Genomic DNA, 16,987 nt, shown 5'->3' with positions numbered 1-16,987 from the left:
TTTTAACCTTTATTTCCTATTGAATTTGGTGATTTGACTTGTTGTTGGCTGGTTTTCCACGTGTTAAATTAATTTCTCTTCCAACGCCATTAGAGTATGCACCACGTCTAAGCGATAAGTTGGGTATTAAACTCTATATTAAACGCGACGATGTAATGGAGTTAGCCTTCGGTGGAAATAAGGCTAGAAAACTCGAGTTTCTTGTGGCTGATGCTCTGTATAAGGGTGCAGACACGCTTATTACAACTGGTGCATTATGTTCAAATCATGCTCGATTAACTTCGGCGGCGGCAAGGAAGTATGGTTTAGATGTGGTATTGGTTTTAAGAACTGTTGGTCCGAAGGCTGTTAAGGGGAATTTACTCTTAGATTTAATGCTAGGTGCGGATGTTAGATTATTTGAGGGGGATCGAAGTAAAATTCCAGAGTTTATGGAAGAAATAGCTAAAGAGCTTTCTGAGAAGAATAGGAAGCCCTACATTATACCTGGAGGTGGAGCCAATGCTATTGGCTCTCTAGGCTATCTTAATGCTTCAATAGAACTTCTAAATCAATTTAATGAGATGAGAATTAAAGCTGATTATTTAATTCATTCAACAGGTTCGGGTGCCACTCAAACTGGATTAGCATTGGGTTTTAAGGCGCTTAACACAGATATCAAAGTTTATGGAATGTCTTGTAGTGGAAGTAAGAAACCTGTAAGTCAAGTGGTCAAGAGATTAGCTGATGAAACTTCCAAGTTAGTAGGATTACCAGTAACCTTGTCTTACGATGACATTATTGTGTTTGATGAATATGTTTGTGGTGGTTATGGAGTGATAACAGAGGAGGTTGTAGATGTAGTTAAAATGGTTGCTTGTCTTGAGGGATTAATACTTGATCCAGTTTACACTGGAAAGGCTATGCTTGGATTAATTGATTTAGTAAATAGAGGCGATATTCCCAAGGGGAGTACTGTAGTGTTTCTGCATACAGGTGGGACACCATTAGTTTTTCAGTATGAAGATGAATTAAAGAAGTATGGCTTTGAAGTTAGTTGGCCAAGCTAGTTTTATTTTTATATATAGGAATTTTTATATATATCTTTTTTAATACATATTTCTGGAGGATTATCAGTGTGGAATTTAAAAATGAAAAGGAGTTGGTTAAGATGCTGAAGGTACTTGCAAATCCATTAAGACTACAAATTCTTGCAAGTTTATCAGAGGAGCCGAAGAGTGTTTATGCCTTAGCTAGAGAATTAAATAAGCCCTATCCCCTTGTTCACATTTACTTAACTAGTCTAAAGAAGCTAGGTTTGATCAAAACAGTTAAAGTTGAAAAAAGATCTGAATCTCTTCCCCCAGTGAAATATTATGCTGTCAACGACTTTGAGATTACAATTACCCCCGATGTTATTAAAAAAATTTTAAAGAGAGGTAGAGAGTAATGGGTAAATTTTCGGCTTTCACCTTTTCATTGATAGTTATTGCGATTGGATTTGGAGTTCCAGTTGCATCCATTTACTTTACAGTTCATTACGGATTTAATGAAGTTTTGACTGGTTTACTTAGTGTTTTTGCAATTATTGGGGCTTCAGTTCTTGGTATTGTTGGTGTTGGTGAAGGAATATTTGAATCTCCATTGGAGGGTGCAAGTTCAATTGAAAGAGAAAAATTGAATATGCTTCGATCTAGTCAAAGAGCAACTCTTGAAGAGCTAGATGAAATTGCAAAAATTCTGAGAGAGATAAGGGATGCTTTAAAGGAGGTTCAAGAAATTGAGTAGAAAATTGAAATATTTGGGTGTGACTGATGAAGAGATAGTGGAGGAAATGAGGAGAAGACTTAGTGAAATTAAACTTCTTCTAATTGAAATTAGAGATTTAATTAAAGGTGCTGTAGGTGTTGAGTAATGGCTGAAAAATTTGATGAATATGAAAGAGCTTTTAAGCGTATACCTGAGGTGAAAATTAGTGGATCAGGCAGGGTTTCAAGTGATGAAGTAATTATTAGTGGTAGTGGAAGAATTCTAAGTGATTTTGAGACAAAGATTTTTAAGGTTTCTGGCTCCGCCACTTCTGAAGGTAAAGTTAAGGCTGAAATAGTTAAGGTTTCTGGTTCTGCTTCATTTTATGATGACATTGAGGCTATAGAAATAGATATTTCTGGTTCTTCTTCATTTAAAGGAAATGTCAAATGTAAGTTTCTTAAAGTTTCAGGTAGTTGTGAAATTTATCACGATTTAGTGGTTAAAGATTATCTGCGTCTTTCTGGATCATTAAGTGTAGATGGAGATATTATTTCTAATGGGACTCTAGAATTTAGGGGGAGTTTTAGAGTTAATGGAAATATGGAGGCTAATAGAATTTACATTGACATTGGAGGTAGATCTGAAATTAAAGGTTATATGAAAGCCTTAGACATTGAAGTTATAGGAAGAGAAGTAGAAAGTGGATTGATACTTTTTGGTATTACAATATTTGGCTATAAGCGAAAGAGATGGAAGCTTTATGCTTCGAATATTTATGCTGAAAGAACTGTTCGTCTTGAAAATGTTATTTGTAATAATGTTGAGGGATCAATTGTTGAAATTGGTCGTGGCTGTGAAATTAAGGGCAAAATACGGTATAGAGAGGAAGTTAAAATTCATCCTGAAGCAAAAATTGCAGGAGAACCTGAACAAATAGCTTAAATTAAAATTATTAACACTTCTAAATCTTCAACCATAATTCTTAAACATAATGACGACATAACTATCGGTGAAATCATCAGCTTTAATTTGGAGTGACTTCATGTGAGGGCAGTTTTCTTCGACTTCTGGGGTACAATGTTCATTCCAAGTGTTGATCTAGAGAAGTATTTTGAAATTAGAATTAAAAAGTTGCATGAAACCTTATGTAAAAAGCTTCCTAATTTATCCTTAAATAAAGTTGAAAATGTTTTCTGGACTATTAGGCGTTTATGTGATTCTATTAGGGAGCTTGAAGTTGAAGTACCTTTATCTTATGAGATTAAACTTATATTACATCATTTAGGTTATTATTTTTTAGATGACAACTTTATTAAGGAGCTTGCCTCCTCATATATGTATCCCTTTGTTTATTATACTAGACCTAGGGCTGAATTAAGATATGTACTTGAAGAGGTTCGAAATCTAGGTTTGAAGATTGGTTTAATATCTAATGTCATGAGTGGGCAACATATAATTGAAGTTCTCAAGCTATGGGAGTTAAATCATTATTTTGATGCCATGATTTTCTCTGATGTTGTTGGTTTTAGAAAGCCTAGACCTGAGATTTTCAATTATGCTTTATCTCTTTTAAATGTCAATGCAAGTGATGCAGTCTTGATTGGAGATGATTTTAATGCCGATGTTAAAGGTGCCCTAAATGCTGGTATGAAGGCTATATACTTGAATGTGGATAACGCTGATCTTGATTTTAAATGCACTATCAAAAATTTAAGTGATGCCTTGAAGTTTATTTTAACTTGGGTGCATTAGTATGCTGTAATTTTCTTCACGAATCTGCATCTTCTTCCTACAATTATCTTAGACAATGTCTGTGGGATTAATACTTCATTGCATGAAATTATACTGTCCACATATTTCATGAAAGTCTTCGAATCCACATCTTCATGAAATTTTAGTCTACCTATAAACATAAAGGATACTGGCTTACCATATTTTTCTAAATCTTCTTTTGAGATGTTTAATTCATCTACCCCTCTTACAATATCTATTTCAGTTTCCCTTAAACCTTCCCTGAAGGCTTTGGTTAATGTCCCTATGGTTGAGGAAAGCTTTTTGACTATTGATTCAGAACCCTTTAGCAATGTCAGATATAGTTTTATTGCCTCGTTTGTTACTTCGCCAATTGTTTTCCCCATCTCTCTAGCTACAATGGTTAATTGTCTATAAATTTCATCATCTAGTCCTCTTATGCTTATGGTTTTTGTTCTTTTCTTTTCACTCAAATTGTATCCCTTATAATACTTGTATGACTTGTAATATTTATCCCTTTTTGATGCCTAAGGCAAATCCGGTTAAGAAGGCAGCAGCAAATGGTAGATTTGCTATCGCTTGACTTATGATTGTTGATCCTTCACCCATAATTCCTCTAATCCAACCTTCAACTTTTTGGAATAATTCTTCATAATTTACGTTTAGTATCCCTTGCCATTGCAAGTACATTAAGGCGAGAATTAATAATCCAGAGATTATAAGTGTAAGTTTCAGTACTTTTTTGAATGCGTAACCTACTGCAAAGCCTGCAATTGCTCCAAAACCTAGTTGGAATATAATTGAGTTCCACTCACTCAATATATGTCCCTCTCACAACCACTACCTTAAAATAATTTATAAAGTCTTCTATACTTAATAACTGTTGACAATTTATTGCTTGAGGGTTATTATGTCTCATGGATGCATAATTGTTATGGATTTAGACCGTTTTAAAGAGTTAAGTAAAGCCAAAGGCTGGAGTGGATATACCCCAAATATTATTACAGGGACTCTAACTTTGCTTGTTGAAGATTTCATTAGAAAGCATTTTGCCGTAATGATTTATGGATTAGATGAAACTCGCGGAACTGAAGAGGTGATTTTAGAGATACCGAACTATAAAATTGAAGACTTAAATAGAATACTTGTCGATCTCGAAAATATTAGGAGGAATATTGAGAGACTTGGCGGTTCCATTTCTATAGCTGTAACTTTCGGTCCAATTTCTGGTAAACCTGTAAAGAATAGGAGAGAGGCGTACTCTAATCCTCTGTGGAGAAGAGCCTTAAAGCTGCTAAGGAAGGCAAAAAAGAGTGGTGGTAATAGAATTGTGATTGGTTAATAATTGTTGAATAATTGAAGTTTTATACTTGATTTAAATTATATGATATGGTGATAACTTGTATAAGCGGAGAGTTGAAGCCCGTTTTCTTAGAAGCAATGGTAAACCCAATTTTTCTGATAGAATTTATGAGAGGGAGCTTGAATTAGCTCTTATTTCCAAAAGACCAGTGGTGACATTATCTCAGACGGCACCGGTTAGGGAAGCTATAAGGATCGTAGTCGAGCATAATTTTCGAAGAATGCCAATAACTATGCCTGATAAACGGTTGATTGGAATTGTTACTGCTACTGATTTAGTGAACTACTTTGGTGGAGGTGATTATTTCAAGATAATTGTGGATAGACATGAAGGTGATTTATTCTCAGCTTTAGATGAACCCTTAGAATCTATAATGAAGAGAGATGTGATTAAAGCATTTATTGATGAATCCTTTGTGGATGTCTTAGAAAAGATGATTTTAAATTATATTGGCTCGGTCCCCGTTGTTGATGAAGATGATAGAGTTTATGGGATAATTACTGAGAGAGATATTCTACGTCATTTAGCTGACAAGACCACTAGTAGAAAGGTTGAAGAAATAATGAGTAGAGATGTCATCACTGCTTCGCCTGATACTATTGTCAAAGATGCTGCTCAAACAATGATTAGTTTAGGATTTCGACGTCTTCCAGTTTTGGATGAAGAGAAAATTATTGGAATTGTGGTGTCGACTGATATTGTCAAGTTATTTCAACCTAAAGTGGCGTTGAAATATTCAGCTAGAGGTAGTGTTTACGACTTAGTTAAGACTCCTCTTTCAGAAATAATGTCTTCTCCTGTAATTACAATAAATCCGGATGTGAAGCTTGGAGAAGCTGCCAGAATAATGATTGATAAAGGAATTGGAGCATTACCCGTAACAGAGGATGATAGGTTGGTTGGAATTATTACGGAAAGAGATCTACTATATGACATTGTATTGGAAGAGCGTGAATAGACAAGTACAACTCTGATTTTTGCCGTTAAGTTTGAAACAAGTGACATGTCATCCAGTTATATGTAAAACGCAATCTTTTTATTCTCAGCAGTTCACCTTTTTGGAGGCGTGGATGTCCAAGTTAACTATTGATGGTACCAACCGTCTTAAAATCTTTAAGCTTAAGGCACTTTCAAAATTTTCTTCTCCTTATGCGTTAAAGGCAATCCTAGTACTAGAGGATGGCCATGTATTCATTGGATGTGGCTTTGGGGCTCAGGGGCTTAGAATTGGTGAGGTTGTCTTCACTACGAGTATGGTTGGATATCCTGAGCAGATTACTGATCCTAGCTATGCAGGTCAAATATTAATATTCACTTATCCTCTCATTGGTAATTATGGAGTGCCTTCTAAGTCTTTATTAATTTGTAATTTTCTTTCATCTCCTTTTGAATCAAGCAATATTCAAGTCGAAGGTTTAATTGTAAGTGAGGAAACTATTCCAAGTCATTGGTCTTCAGTTATGAGTTTACATGAATGGCTCCTCTCTGAAAATATTCCCGGAATGTCAAGGGTTGATACTCGTTTTCTCGTTAAACATATTAGAGAACATGGGGCAATGATGGGTCTTCTCTATGTATGTGATTTAAATCAAAATGTAAATATTGAAACTCTTTACAATTTGCTATTAAATTCTCCTAGTTATGATGAATTGTCATTTCTCTCTAAAGTTTCACCAACTAAACCCATAATTCATGAACCTAATGGTGAGATTAGAGCTTCAGTTCTTCTAATTGACTGTGGAGTTAAATATGGTATATTGAGGGAGCTTCTAATTAGGAATTTAAGGGTTATTCGCATCCCTTATAATTATCCATTTGACAAGGCTGTTTCAGAATTTAATTTTGATGGAGTTGTCATTAGTAATGGGCCGGGGAACCCGAATCTTCTTATAAATGTTCAAAGGAATGTATCCAGGGCCATTGAGTACAACTTTCCAACTTTAGGGGTATGCCTAGGAAATCAGATTTTAGCTATTGTCATGGATGGAAGGATTTTTAAGTTAAAATATGGTCATAGAGGTGCTAATAAACCTGTAATTGACCTTAGAACTGGTTCATGCTTTGTAACAACTCAAAACCATGGCTATGCTGTTGATCCTAATAGCCTCCATGACAGTGGCTTTAAAATTTGGTTTATAAATGCAGATGATGGAACAATTGAAGGCTTATATCATTCCATGTATCCGATTATATCTACTCAATTTCATCCTGAAGCTTCTCCTGGCCCACTTGATTCTACATGGATTTTTGATTTATATTGTAAAATGGTGGTGGAAGTATGGAGACGCCAAAAAATGTATTAATTTTAGGTTCTGCTGCTATTAAGATTGCTGAGGCTGCTGAATTTGATTATAGTGGAAGTCAAGCTCTAAAGGCATGTAGAGAGGAGGGTGTCAAAACTATTCTCGTGAATCCCAATGTAGCAACAATACAAACAACCCATAAGTTAGCTGATCGCATCTATTTATTGCCATTAAAAGTTTATTTTCTAGAAAGAATCATTGAAGCTGAACGGCCGGATGGAATATTACTTGGATTTGGTGGTCAAACTGCATTGTCTCTTGGAGTAAAGTTGTATGATAAAGAAATCCTGCGACGTTATGGTGTTAAAGTTTTAGGGACACCTATTGAGGGAATAAAGAAAGCCTTAACTAGAAGTTTATTTAGGGAAACTATGATAGATGCAGGATTACCTGTTCCGCCTAGTAAGCCTGTTTCATTAATCGATGAGGCTCTTAAAGTTGCGGAAAAAATTGGCTATCCTGTTATTGTAAGGATTAGTTTCAATTTGGGTGGTCGAGGCTCATTTATTGCATATTCATCAGAGGAATTGCATAATAAGTTTCTTAGAGCAATTTCCCATAGTGAAATTAAACAGTTGTTGGTTGAAAAATATTTGAAGGGCTGGAAGGAAATTGAATTCGAAGTCGTAAGAGATTATAAGGGTAATTCTGTAGCTGTAGCTTGTCTTGAGAATATTGATCCCATGGGGATTCATACTGGTGACTCTATAGTAGTTGCTCCAAGCCAGACATTAACGAATCGAGAGTATCAAATTCTGAGATCTGCCTCCTTGAAAGTTGCTGAAGCCATTGAATTAATTGGTGAAGGAAACATTCAATTAGCTCTAAGTCCTAGGAGTGAATGTCACTATGTTATTGAAACTAATCCAAGAATGTCGAGGAGTAGTGCGTTGGCAAGTAAAGCTACAGGGTATCCATTAGCATACATTGCTGCTAAATTAGCATTGGGATATTCACTTCCAGAATTAATCAACAGTATTACTGGTGCTACAACGGCATGTTTTGAACCAAGTTTAGATTATATTGTCGTTAAAATTCCAAGATGGGACTTCTCTAAATTTTATAGTGCTAATGATATAATTTGCTCGGAAATGCAGAGTATTGGTGAAGTTATGGCTATTGGAAGGAATTTTGAAGAAGCCTTCCAAAAAGCAATTAGAATGTTAGACTTAGGTTTTCTTGGCTTGACTGGAGGTAAATGGTATGACTGTGATGAATCCCTAAATAACGTTTTAGATGAATTGAAAAAACGTAGGTCTTATTGGTTTCTATATGTGGCCAAGGCACTTAAACTTGGAGCCACAGTAGATCAAATTTCAAAGATATTAGATGTTGACAATTTTTATATTTACTCTATTAAGCGTATTGTAGATTTAAGTGAAAAACTAAGGCTACTTAAGCATTTAAGTGATGAGGATGCCGAAGCATTAATAGCTGAAGCTAAACGTTTAGGTTTTACTGATAAGCAAATAGCGTCTCTTTCAGGATTAAATGTGAAGGATTTGAGAAGAAAACGTCTTTTAAAAATCGGCTTACCAGTTGTCAAACAAATTGATACTCTTGCAGCTGAATGGCCTGCACAAACAAACTACCTATATGTAACTTATAATGGATATGATGATGACATTAATTTCACGTCAAATAAGAAGAAGATAGTGATTTTGGGTTCCGGTGTTTTTAGAATAGGTGTTTCAGTAGAATTTGACTGGGCTGTCGTAAATTTTGCTCAAACTGCAAGAGATTTAGGCTTTGAAGTAATTATAGTCAATTATAATCCTGAAACTGTGTCAACCGACTGGGATTTTAGTGATAAATTATATTTTGAAGAAATTAACATTGAAAGAATACTGGATATTTACCTTAAAGAGAAGCCTCTTGGAATCGTCACATTTACTGGAGGACAAATTTCTAATAATATTGCTAGGAGACTTGAGTCTAGTGGAATCACTCTACTTGGAACTAATGGATTATCCATCGATATAGCTGAGGATAGAGCTAAATTCAGTAAACTGCTAGATAAATTGAATATACGTCAACCATTATGGATTGAAGCTTACAAATTAAAGGAGGCAATTTCATTCGCAGAGCAAATTGGCTTTCCAGTTATTGTTAGACCTAGTTACGTTTTAAGTGGAGATGCAATGAAAATAGCATATTGCAAGAATGATTTAGTTAAATATATTGAAAGAGCAACTAAGATATCTAGAGAACGTCCAGTAATAGTTTCAAAGTTATTGAGGATGCTATTGAAGCTGAAATTGATGCAGTTTCTGATGGTAGATCTGTAGTTGGTTTAATTCTTGAACATATTGAAAATGCAGGTGTTCATAGTGGTGATGCAACCATAGTTACTCCTGCAAGAATAAGATTAACTAGGCAAACTGCAGCTAAAATCAAAGAAATAGCTGTCATATTAGCTAGAGAACTGAATATTAAAGGTCCATTCAACTTGCAATTTCTAATAAAGAACGATGAAGTTTACGTTATTGAATTAAATTTAAGAGCTAGTAGATCCATGCCATTTGCAAGTAAGTCTAGAGGTTTTAATTTAATGGACTTGGCAGCAAAAATAGTTTTGGATAAATATAAAATTGAATTTTCTAATCAAGACTTCTATGAACCTCCAGCTAGGGCATGGGCAGTTAAGACTCCTCAGTTCTCATGGCCGCAAATACATGGAGCATACCCCCATTTAGGTCCTGAAATGAAGAGTACAGGCGAAGTAGCTTCTCTAGGCTCATCTTTTGAGGATGCACTTCTAAAAAGCTGGCTTTCAGCACAGCCTAACAAACTCCCATGTAAGCAAAAACATATACTAATCTATACCTTTGTCGATAAAGACAGAAAAATACTAAGTGAGGTTGCTTCTTTACTTGCTGATCAAGGCTTCAAAGTATTAACAGTCTACGAGGGTCTTGTCTATGGGGTGAATTCTATAGATAATTCTAAGGCTAAAGAATTTGTTAAAGACGGGAAGATAGACCTACTAATAACAACTGGTTTTACACCAAGTTTTGATTATAAACTTAGAAGATTGGTTGCAGACTTAAATATTCCAATGATATTAGATGCCAATTTAAGTAAAGCTATAGTCCAAGCTATGAAGAGGATGGGTGATTCTCCTAATTTTGAAACACTTGAACTTTCTGAATATTGGATAAGGGGGGCTAAGACTAAGAAATACATCCAATTCGCATAATAGCTCACATCTCATGAATAAATAGTTGGGTAACTATAGTCTACGGCTGTATTAATCCAAAGTGTATTATGAGCTTATGTATACTTCCTTTACTGTATTTTACCTCTGCTCCTGCTTCTAACACCCAGATGCTCACTTCTCCTCCAGCTTCACCCTTACGCTTTATTCCAAAGTTTACTTCAATCTTGAAGTCTTCTAGTCTGAAGGGTGGTTGCGTTCTTTCAATTATCTTCATTATACCCCTAACTTCCTTGACTAACTTTGCAATTCCAAATTCAGGGATTTTTCTTCTAGCAATTTTTCTTTTAGGTGGTGTGGGCACCATAGTTAATGTTATTTTTTGAATCATTTCTTCAGATACTTCTGTTTCTCCATCAATTTCTATTGGTAGAACTTTAAGTCTGATTTTCCCTTCAGCTGTTTTAGTCATAATTGTTGATAGTTCTAGAATACATTTCTTAATTGTTATTTCCGGTTTTCCTGGAAGGGCTGTTGCTTGCGCAATTTCCTTTTTTATTTGCCTCAGTACCTCTTCTAAGGCAAATTCGCTTTTTTCCATTTATTTCACCTGTCTTTTAAATAGTTGATTGTTCAAAGTTATATGGGTTGTCAACTTGTAAACTAAAAATTTTATTTTGAAAATAGATTTAATTTAGTTATCTATTTTCTAATGTTGGCATGTTTTTCTTAAGACTTTTCCAGCGAGTTTTCCAGTGTGCTCACCTTTTTTAATGGTTAACATGCCGTTCACTATTACATACTCTATTCCTTCTGGATATTGATGAGGATTCTTAAAGGTTGCTCTATCTATTATTGTTTTAGGATTGAATATTACAATGTCTGCCCAGTATCCTTCACATATTAATCCTCGATTTTTTAAGCCTAATTTCTGTGCTGGTAGGGAGGTCATTTTCCTTATAGCTTCCTGTAATGTTAACACCCTTTGCTTTCTAACGTATTCTCCTAGTATTCTTGGAAAAGTTCCATAATTTCTTGGATGAGGCTTTCCTCTAGCTAATGGTCCATAGGGTGCATAGCTTGACCCATCAGTTCCAACCATCGAAACTGGATGCCGCATTATGTACTTCATATCTTCTTCATTCATCATGTGTAATATAATCCAAACTATTCCTTCTTCTTCAACTAGTAGATCGAATGCTGCATCAAATGGATTTACTTCCCTTTTCTTCGCTATTTCTGCAATTGTTAATCCTTCATAGTCTTTATTTTTCTCACAATATGCTATTACAATGTTCTCCCATCCAGCAGTTCCAGCTAGATTCTCCCATCCAGGTAACCCTTTTTCAATATCTTCTCTCATTTTATTTCTCATATGTGGATCTTGTAATCTCTTTAACATTTCTTCTATTCCTCCTTCATGTGCCCATGGCGGTAGGCATGCCGCTAGCCCTGTGCTTCCAGCCGTATATGGGTAAAAGTCACATGTGACTTCAACTCCTTCGTCTCGAGCTTTTTCTATAAGGCTTAGTACATCTTTGACTTTACCCCAATTTTCTTTACCTGCAGCTTTCATATGTGATATTTCAACTGGTATATTTGCCTCTTTTCCAATCTTAATTGCTTCTTCAACTGCTTCTAAAAGCCATTTGCTCTCACTTCTAATGTGACTTGAATATATTCCATTATATCTTGATGCTACTTTTGCAAGTTCAATTATTTCTTCAGTCTTTGCATATGATCCTGGAGTATATATAAGTCCTGTCGATAATCCGAATGCTCCCTCCTTTAATGATCTTTCTAAAAGTGCTTTCATTTCATCCAATTCATCTTTGGTTGGAGGTCTATTTTCAAACTCCATTACATTTATTCTTAAGGTTCCATGTCCAATTAATGGAGCTATATTTAATGCAATTCCTTGCTCTTCAAGTTTCTCAGTATATTCTTTTAATGTTGACCAGTCCCATACTACTTCTTCAGCTAATACTCCAGCTCTCTTCTTAAATATCTTAATTTTATCTGGAAGTATTGGTGATAAACTCGACCCGCAATTGCCTATGACTTCAGTTGTCACTCCTTGTCTTATTTTGCTCTCAGCCTTTGGATTTATAAGAATGAAAAGGTCTGAGTGGCTATGCATGTCAATGAAGCCTGGACATACAATTAAATTTGTGGCGTCAATGACTTCATCAGCTTTTGATGGGGATATTTCACCTATTTCAATAATTTTTCCGTCTTTGATTGCTATGTCTGCTTTGTACCAGGGATTTCCACAACCGCTTATAATTCGACCATTCTTAATAATTATATCATAGACCATTTTTTCACCATCAATTATCAGATTTTTTAGACGTATAATTGTTCTTTTTTAGAATACTTATAATAGCTTTTACATTATTGTTCTTGATTTTAAGGCAAAGTCATTTAAATTTAATGTTATATTAAAGTTATTCTCAATTTTCTACTATTTCTAAAAGCCAATATCTTGTCGCCTTATCAGGGTAGTAGACGTATCCTTCGAGATTTTTACGTATGAATATGATATTCTTTGGATAATACAGAGGTATGTATGGTACTTCTTCGGCTATTATTTCTTGTATTTTATTTAGAATTTCCCATTTTTCATAATTATTGATTGTATAGTGTAGTTTTTCTATTAACTCGTCTATTTCTGGATTTGAATAGTAAGCATAATTTCTCTCACCCTTGCTATGCACAATATATCTCAGCTGGTGTGTTGGCTCAGGAATTGATGATGACCATTCATATATGGTTATTGGAATCCATTCATTTTCCAATAATCTTTTATAGTAAGATTCACTTGTTTCTCTAATTCTTAAGTCTACTCCTATTTCACTCCAAGCTTTTTGAAGTATTGCCAGAATATGTATAAGATGTTTCTTCCCTGGTGGTAGGTAGGCTGTCACTCTAAATCCTTCCCTTAATCCCACTTTAGCCAATAATTCTTTCGCCTTTGATATGTTATATTGATACTTCCATACTTCCGAATTATGTCCGAACATGCCTTTTGAAAGAATGCTTTTTGCTGGAATTACATATTCTCCCATTACCATCTCAACTATTTTTTCTGTTGGAGTTGCCCATGCTAATGCTTGTCTAACTTCAGTATAATTTAGAGGATATAACTTGCAGTTTAAGACGATATATGTTACATCTGAGTATGGTTCGAATTCTAATGCTTTTATATTAGGGTCTTTCTTCATTAATTCGATATCTTTTTTGGGAAATGTAGTTGGACCAAGTGTTTCACCTGTTTTTATCATCGCTTCAATTATTGATATTTTCTCAATTATTCTGATTTCAATCTTCTTTATTTTTGGTCTTAAATAGTGGTTTTCAACAGCTCTTAGTATTATTTTCTGATTTCTTTCCCATGAAACTATCTTATATGGTCCACTTCCAGCGTCTATGGTTATTATTCCTCTTGTCTCATTAACTTGGTTTGGATTGACTATGCTTGAGGTATAATGGGAAAGATAGTGTAGGAGTAGATTACACGGTTTTTTTAGTTGTATTGATATTGTGTATCTGTCTATCTCTTTAATGTCCTTTATGTCGTTTTTTATTAAAGGATTTCTTAATAAAGACGTTGTTAGACTGTATTTGACGGCTTTTGATGTTACTGGATCGCCATTATGAAATGTTACATTTCTTCTTAAATGGAAGATATATGTTTTACCTTCATCTAATATTTGCCAGGATTCTGCTAGAGAAGGCTTGAATAATGTTATTGAAATCATGTTTTTTCCAGTATTTATTCTTACTTTCTCATAATCTATTAGTCTGTCATATATGTTTAAAATTAATTCTATCGATCTTAAATCAGTGGCTACTAATGGGTCTAAGGTTTGAGCATCTTCAGTCCATGTAATTATCAATTCATCCTTACTTATTGTCACTTTTTTTAGCAATGTAAAGTAAGTGTATGAACTTAATACTATTGCTGTTACTGTTATTATCATAAGTGAAATTATTATTGTGAATGACAGTTCTCTTTCTTCATTAGTGATATTCATATAAGTTTACTTTTGTTTAAGGCTCCTAATATCCTTTCTTAGACTTCTAATTCTATTCTTCCATGGAAGATTTTTTGAGCTGGTCCTATCATGTATAGGTCTTGGTCAATTAATATTTGTAATTCTCCTCCCTTAACTTTAACATTAATTTTTCTTTCAGAAACTTTATTTAGAAGATAAGCGACTGCTGCAGATGCTGTTGCTCCTGTTCCACATGCTAAAGTTTCATTCCAAACTCCCCGTTCATATGTTCTTATTTTTAAGTGATTTCTACCTAATACTTGAACTAAATTTACACTTATTCCTCTTGGAAAAATCCATTTATTTTTAGATATAGCTTCAGCATATTTTTCAATATCTTCCTTATCTACATCTTCAACAAATATTATTGCGTGAGGTTCCCCTGTACTTACTATTGAGATTTCAATCTCACCGATAAGTGGGAATATGGTTTTCCTATTTAATATTTCTTCATCTTCTCGTAGATTCATTTTTATGAATTCCTTTAATTCACCATATTTTGTTAAGAGTTGTCCCATATTTACTTTAAATTTGTCTCCAAGCTTCTCTACAACCTTTACTCCTGATTTAGTTTCAATTTTGACTTTTTCTCTATCTAGTTTTTCGCAGATGTAGCTTGCAACGCACCTTATGCCGTTCCCACACATTTCTGCTTCGCTTCCGTCTGGTTCAAAAATCCTCATCCATACGTCAGCTTTCTCTGATGGAACAATATATAGAACGTCATCTGCTCCTATGGAGAATCTTCTTTTACAAATAATGCTAGAAATTTTCCCTTTTAATTTTTCTGGTATCTTCTGTTTTTCTAATTCATCTATAATAATGAAGTCATTTCCACATCCATGATATTTATAGAAGTCAAATTTTAACTTCAAGTTATCACCACACATTCATATGTCATAATTGTCTATGAATTTCTTAACGATTATATTTTTTGAAGGTTAAAGTTATTGTGGAGGTATTCTCTTGGTTAGGTTGTTTGCTGATTTAGTGCTTTTGAATGGGAATATCATTACAATGGATGAGAGTAACCTAAGGGCTGAGGCTGTTGCAATCAAGGATGGTAGAATAATTTATGTTGGTTCAACTAGTCAAGTTGAGGAGCTTATAGGTAATGACACTAAAGTAATTGATTTGAAGGGAAAAACTGTAGTTCCTGGTTTTATTGACACTCATATACATTTGATTGGTTTTGGTTTTTCATTAACCTGGATTGATTTGAGGAATGTTGCGTCAATCAAGGAGCTGAAAGAAAGAGTAAAGAAGAAAGTTGAGGAAACTGTTCCGGGGAAGTGGATTTTAGGTAGAGGTTGGGATCAAGAGAATTTTGTAGAAAAAAGATATCCAAGTAGATGGGATCTAGATGAAGTTGCACCGAATAATCCAGTTGTGCTCAGAAGAGTTTGTGGTCATATTTGTGTTGTTAATTCAAAGGCTCTTGAGATTGCTGGTATAACTAGAGATACACTCGACCCTGAAGGAGGGAAAATTGATAGAGATGAAAATGGAGAACCTACTGGTATTTTAAGAGAGAGGGCAATGGCTTTAGTTTGGGAGAAAATTCCTCCTCCTACGCTTGAAGAATCATTAAGAGTTGCTGAACTAGCATGTAAAGAGGTGATAAGACATGGCATAACGACTGTTCATTTCGTTTCAGCAACACCCAATGAATTTAAATTACTACAAATTCTAAGGCAAGAGGGTAAACTTAAGCTACGAGTGTGCCTCTATATAAGCGGTAAGTTTCTGGATAACATTTTAAACCTAGGTATTATGCAGGGATTTGGAGACGACTTTTTGAAGATTAATGGTATTAAATTGCTAGTTGATGGTTCTTTGGGTGCAAGAACTGCAGCTTTAAGGGAACCCTATGCTGATGATCCAAAGGACCCCAATAATAGAGGTATTCTAGTAATGTCATATGATGAGCTTAAAGATTTGGTTGAGAAGGTTCATAGTGCTGGCCTCCAATTGGCAATACATGGTATAGGTGACCGGGCAATTGAATTGATAATTAATGCTGTAGAGGAAGCCCTAAATAAGCATCCTAGATCTGATCATAGACATCGAATCGAACATGCATCAATAATTGATTTAGACTTGATTAGAAAAATGAAGAAAATTGGAATGGTTGCAGCTGTTCAACCGAGATTTATTATATCAGATTTTTGGGCAGTTGATCGGGTTGGTGTACATAGAGCTAAATGGGTCTATCCGTTGAAGACTTTTATGAGAGAGGGTGTTTATATTGGTGGAGGTTCAGATTGTCCTGTAGACCCCTTAGACCCCATATATCAGATATATTCGGCTGTTACTAGAGGTAAATATGAGGATATTGCATTGTACAAGCTTACCCCTGAAGAATGTTTAACTTCCATGGATGCTTTGAGAATTTTCACTGTTAATGCTGCATATCTAGGCTTTGAAGAAAATGTTAAAGGCTCAATATCCATTGGAAAGTTCGCAGATCTTGTAGTATTATCCGATGATATTACAAGTGTATCTGATGAGAAAATTAGGGATATACAAGTTTTAGCAACAATCATTAACGGAGAAATTTTTTACTCCAATCTATAGTCTCCTAAACCTTTTATACCATTAAACTTAATGTTTTTTAGGGGAT

At 34.7% G+C, this 16,987-nt stretch carries 16 protein-coding genes and 1 pseudogene; 11 read left to right on the top strand and 6 right to left on the bottom strand.

All coding sequences use genetic code 11. The annotated features are described in order from the left end of the window. Positions 1 to 38 precede the first annotated feature (38 nt). The 6 genes from ACW8TM_RS03235 (at position 39) to ACW8TM_RS03210 (ending at position 3,483) form a co-directional block, all read left to right on the top strand. Complete coding sequence (locus ACW8TM_RS03235) at positions 39 to 1,049, top strand: D-cysteine desulfhydrase family protein (protein WP_491531837.1); 1,011 nt, start codon at positions 39 to 41, stop codon at positions 1,047 to 1,049. Between the two features lie 68 nt (positions 1,050 to 1,117). Further along, positions 1,118 to 1,429 (top strand): ArsR/SmtB family transcription factor, encoded by a 312-nt coding sequence (locus tag ACW8TM_RS03230; RefSeq protein WP_491531836.1) that lies wholly within the window; start codon positions 1,118 to 1,120, stop codon positions 1,427 to 1,429. Beyond that, entirely contained in the window at positions 1,429 to 1,767 is a 339-nt protein-coding gene (locus tag ACW8TM_RS03225; RefSeq protein ID WP_491531835.1) for a hypothetical protein, read from the top strand. Before ACW8TM_RS03230 ends, ACW8TM_RS03225 begins: the two co-directional genes overlap by 1 nt. Continuing rightward, on the top strand, positions 1,760 to 1,894 hold the full coding sequence (locus tag ACW8TM_RS03220) for a hypothetical protein (protein WP_491531834.1): 135 nt from the start codon (positions 1,760 to 1,762) through the stop codon (positions 1,892 to 1,894). Before ACW8TM_RS03225 ends, ACW8TM_RS03220 begins: the two co-directional genes overlap by 8 nt. Then, the gene (locus ACW8TM_RS03215; protein ID WP_491531833.1) at positions 1,894 to 2,673 is read left to right on the top strand and encodes a bactofilin family protein; all 780 of its coding nucleotides are present in this window, start codon (positions 1,894 to 1,896) and stop codon (positions 2,671 to 2,673) included. Before ACW8TM_RS03220 ends, ACW8TM_RS03215 begins: the two co-directional genes overlap by 1 nt. Positions 2,674 to 2,775: 102 nt before the next feature. Beyond that, positions 2,776 to 3,483: an HAD family hydrolase gene (locus ACW8TM_RS03210; RefSeq protein WP_491531832.1), complete on the top strand. Its 708-nt coding sequence runs from the start codon at positions 2,776 to 2,778 to the stop codon at positions 3,481 to 3,483. Here ACW8TM_RS03210 and ACW8TM_RS03205 read toward each other — a convergent pair. Together ACW8TM_RS03205 and ACW8TM_RS03200 are read right to left on the bottom strand one after the other, a co-directional pair. Next, positions 3,480 to 3,956, bottom strand: coding sequence for a hypothetical protein (locus ACW8TM_RS03205; RefSeq protein WP_491531831.1), 477 nt, complete (start codon positions 3,954 to 3,956; stop codon positions 3,480 to 3,482). The two genes, ACW8TM_RS03210 and ACW8TM_RS03205, sit on opposite strands and share 4 nt — an antisense overlap. Positions 3,957 to 3,993: 37 nt before the next feature. Then, positions 3,994 to 4,302, bottom strand: a complete 309-nt coding sequence (locus ACW8TM_RS03200) for an FUN14 domain-containing protein (RefSeq protein WP_491531830.1) — start codon at positions 4,300 to 4,302, stop codon at positions 3,994 to 3,996. A 91-nt stretch (positions 4,303 to 4,393) separates the two neighbouring features. Between ACW8TM_RS03200 and ACW8TM_RS03195 the strand changes: the two genes are divergently transcribed. The 4 genes and pseudogenes from ACW8TM_RS03195 to carB all read left to right on the top strand — a co-directional run bounded on the left by ACW8TM_RS03195 (position 4,394) and on the right by carB (position 10,348). Continuing rightward, positions 4,394 to 4,825, top strand: a complete 432-nt coding sequence (locus ACW8TM_RS03195; RefSeq protein WP_491531829.1) for a hypothetical protein — start codon at positions 4,394 to 4,396, stop codon at positions 4,823 to 4,825. Positions 4,826 to 4,883: 58 nt separating this feature from the next. Further along, positions 4,884 to 5,804, top strand: a complete 921-nt coding sequence (locus tag ACW8TM_RS03190) for a CBS domain-containing protein (protein WP_491531828.1) — start codon at positions 4,884 to 4,886, stop codon at positions 5,802 to 5,804. 112 nt (positions 5,805 to 5,916) lie between these two features. Beyond that, positions 5,917 to 7,149, top strand: a complete 1,233-nt coding sequence (gene carA / locus ACW8TM_RS03185; RefSeq protein ID WP_491531827.1) for a glutamine-hydrolyzing carbamoyl-phosphate synthase small subunit — start codon at positions 5,917 to 5,919, stop codon at positions 7,147 to 7,149. Continuing rightward, a pseudogene (gene carB / locus ACW8TM_RS03180) lies at positions 7,125 to 10,348 on the top strand (carbamoyl-phosphate synthase (glutamine-hydrolyzing) large subunit). Before carA ends, carB begins: the two are co-directional and overlap by 25 nt. Before the next feature lie 40 nt (positions 10,349 to 10,388). Here carB and ACW8TM_RS03175 read toward each other — a convergent pair. From ACW8TM_RS03175 to dapF, 4 genes are all read right to left on the bottom strand, one after another. Next, positions 10,389 to 10,907: a trypco2 family protein gene (locus ACW8TM_RS03175; protein ID WP_491531826.1), complete on the bottom strand. Its 519-nt coding sequence runs from the start codon at positions 10,905 to 10,907 to the stop codon at positions 10,389 to 10,391. 108 nt (positions 10,908 to 11,015) lie between these two features. Further along, positions 11,016 to 12,626, bottom strand: coding sequence for an N-acyl-D-amino-acid deacylase family protein (locus ACW8TM_RS03170; RefSeq protein ID WP_491531825.1), 1,611 nt, complete (start codon positions 12,624 to 12,626; stop codon positions 11,016 to 11,018). Between the two features lie 133 nt (positions 12,627 to 12,759). Then, positions 12,760 to 14,343, bottom strand: a complete 1,584-nt coding sequence (locus tag ACW8TM_RS03165; protein ID WP_491531824.1) for an ABC transporter substrate-binding protein — start codon at positions 14,341 to 14,343, stop codon at positions 12,760 to 12,762. Between the two features lie 38 nt (positions 14,344 to 14,381). After that, positions 14,382 to 15,239, bottom strand: a complete 858-nt coding sequence (gene dapF / locus ACW8TM_RS03160) for a diaminopimelate epimerase (protein WP_491531823.1) — start codon at positions 15,237 to 15,239, stop codon at positions 14,382 to 14,384. A 91-nt stretch (positions 15,240 to 15,330) separates the two neighbouring features. Between dapF and ACW8TM_RS03155 the strand changes: the two genes are divergently transcribed. Next, on the top strand, positions 15,331 to 16,941 hold the full coding sequence (locus tag ACW8TM_RS03155; RefSeq protein ID WP_491531822.1) for an amidohydrolase: 1,611 nt from the start codon (positions 15,331 to 15,333) through the stop codon (positions 16,939 to 16,941). Positions 16,942 to 16,987: the final 46 nt, after the last annotated feature.

It is taken from the genome of Candidatus Culexmicrobium sp. (genome assembly GCF_058356305.1).
Note: the sequence above shows the minus strand (reverse complement) of the source record. Positions and strands in the feature narration are given on the sequence as shown.